Annotated in this window: 1 protein-coding gene; it reads left to right on the top strand. The window is 59.4% G+C overall.

Annotated elements, in window-relative coordinates; all coding sequences use genetic code 11:
• Positions 1-2220: PQQ-binding-like beta-propeller repeat protein (locus ABX749_RS29775; RefSeq protein ID WP_372899234.1), on the top strand; the 2220-nt coding region annotated here is incomplete at its 5' end.
• Positions 2221-2347 lie beyond the last annotated feature (127 nt).

Below are 2347 nucleotides of genomic sequence, written 5' to 3'. Positions count from 1 at the left end.
TTCGCAAAAATGAAGTCGCCTCGTGCGTTTTTGTTCGACGGCGTGCGCGTGATTGCCGCCGATGATCAATCGGTACGGGCATACCATGTCGAAACCGGGGCGGAACTGTGGCGGGTGGAAGCAGCCGAACCGCGGAATGTGGTCGCCGATGGCCGGCGTGTCGCATTTCTTCAAGGACGCATCAAGCGCGGTGAAAAAGCCGTCGCGGTCGTATTAGACGCCGAGACGGGAAACGAAATCTGGACACGTGATGACTACCCCTGGTTGATTGAAACGACGCGTACCGTCATTGCCAAGGGACTGTTGGTGTTCGAAGTTTCAACGTTGAACGACCATGACGCCGGCAACGGAATTCATGTCGTGTCCGCAACCACCGGCGAGCACCGCTGGTCCAAGGAGTATCCGCCGGGAATGAATCACGCCCGCCAGGCACGAGCGATGTTCTTGGACAACGACATCTGGATTCTGCATGGAGGAAAGATGAACACGGCGGACAAAGACAAACTCGTTCGGTCCGCGCCACAAGTCTCCGCACTTGATCCGAAGACCGGCGAAGTCCGCGTGAGCTATCCGGCCGGGCTGGCCCATTGTTTTCCTCCCGTCGCCACCCCCAATTATCTGTTTGCCGGTGAGCTGGACATGACCGACCTGAACTCGGGAGAAGTGATCGCCAATCGGATCACCAAGGCGAATTGTTCGCGCGACAGCGGTTGGATTCCGGCAAACGGATTGATTTACACCACCCCCAAGCACTGCACCTGCTGGCCGATGTTACGCGGTTTTGTCGCGATGGCGAAAGCCGCAGCGGGACAGCATGATGCCAACCGTCCACTCGACGAGATCGACTTCGTGCTCGAAACAGGGCCGGCAAAGATCGACCCGAACGCGGCGGAATCCGGTCCGAACGACTGGCCGCTGTACCGTCACGATCGCTGGCGCAGTTCCAGCACAGACGCATCGGGTCCCGACGGCTTGAGTCAGAAGTGGACGGCCGTTTTGTCCGATGAGTTGGCCGCCGATGCCGAAATCAAGGGGCCGATCATGCACGATTGGAACGAGAACCCGGTCGTCAAAGGCCCGCTGAGCGCTCCGACGATTGCCGCCGGGACCGCTTTCGTGACGCGGTCCAACGCGCATGAATTGATCGCTTTGGACACGCAATCGGGTGAGGTGCGTTGGAGATTCACCGCCAACGGACGGCTCGATACGCCGCCTGCGATTCACCGCGGGCTGTGTCTGTTCGGAACCGCTGCGGGATGGGTGTATGCGGTTCGCGCCGACACCGGCGGACTGGTCTGGCGGATGCGTGCCGCCCCCAACGACGAGCGAATCGTCGCCTACGGACAAGTCGAATCGCCTTGGCCCGTTCCCGGCGCCATTCTGGTCATGGACGGCATCGCCTATTTTGCAGCCGGACGCCAACCCTTGGCCGACGGTGGCATCCTGGTCTTTGCGGTCGATCCGATGACCGGAAAACGCCACTGGGTCAAACGCATCGACAGCGTCCCGCAGAAAGGCTTCTACGAAAACTCCGGCTTGGAATTCGATCCCTTTGACATCCTGCACGCCGAAGGGGACAAGTTGGCGATGTCGCGTTGGATCCTGTCACTTGACGGCAAGCAGGTGGACGTCGACAAATGGAACGCGTTTGCCAGGCTCAATACCGGTAAGGGGGACGTCTGGGTTCCACGCGGCAGTTGGACCTATGGCGCCCGGCATCAACATCGCTTCAGCGGAGAAGCGTCATGTCGGCCATTGACGGTTTTCAAAGACGACAAAGTCTTCAGCTCACTCGATGGAAGTACGGACGTTTTCCGTCGTGATTTCAGTGCCGACGACGTTCAGTCCTTCAACAACAAGTGGATCACCGGATGGGAAGCGGGTAAGTTGGCCCGTGAAGGCGGAAAACCGTATCGCAACCAACGCATCTCCACCAACTCGGCCTGGGTCCATGATCCCTTTGCCGATCCCGAAGAAGTCCGGGAGGAGCCCAAATACGGGACCCAACTTCACAATGAGATCTACGCGATGGCATTGTCGGGCGATGGAAAGCTGTACGTCGTCCACCGAGACGGTCGTTTAAAAGTCCTGTCGACGGAAACGGGTTACGTCATCAAAGAATCAAAGGTGCCGCCGCCGGCCTGGGACGGTTTGGCGATCGCCGATGAACGTCTCTTTCTGACGACGCAGGACGGAAAGCTGGTCTGTCTTGGAGACTAGGCTCTACCGCAGCTCAATTCCCGCGTAGCGGACGAGGCGACGAGTCCGCTCCTCAATTCCCGCGTAGTGGACGAGGCGACGAGTCCGCTCCTCAATTCCCGCGTAGTGGACGAGGCGACGAGTCCGC

The sequence above is a fragment of the Stieleria sp. genome, from assembly GCF_041595215.1.
In the GTDB taxonomy this organism is placed as follows: domain Bacteria; phylum Planctomycetota; class Planctomycetia; order Pirellulales; family Pirellulaceae; genus Stieleria; species Stieleria magnilauensis.
Note: the sequence above shows the minus strand (reverse complement) of the source record. Positions and strands in the feature narration are given on the sequence as shown.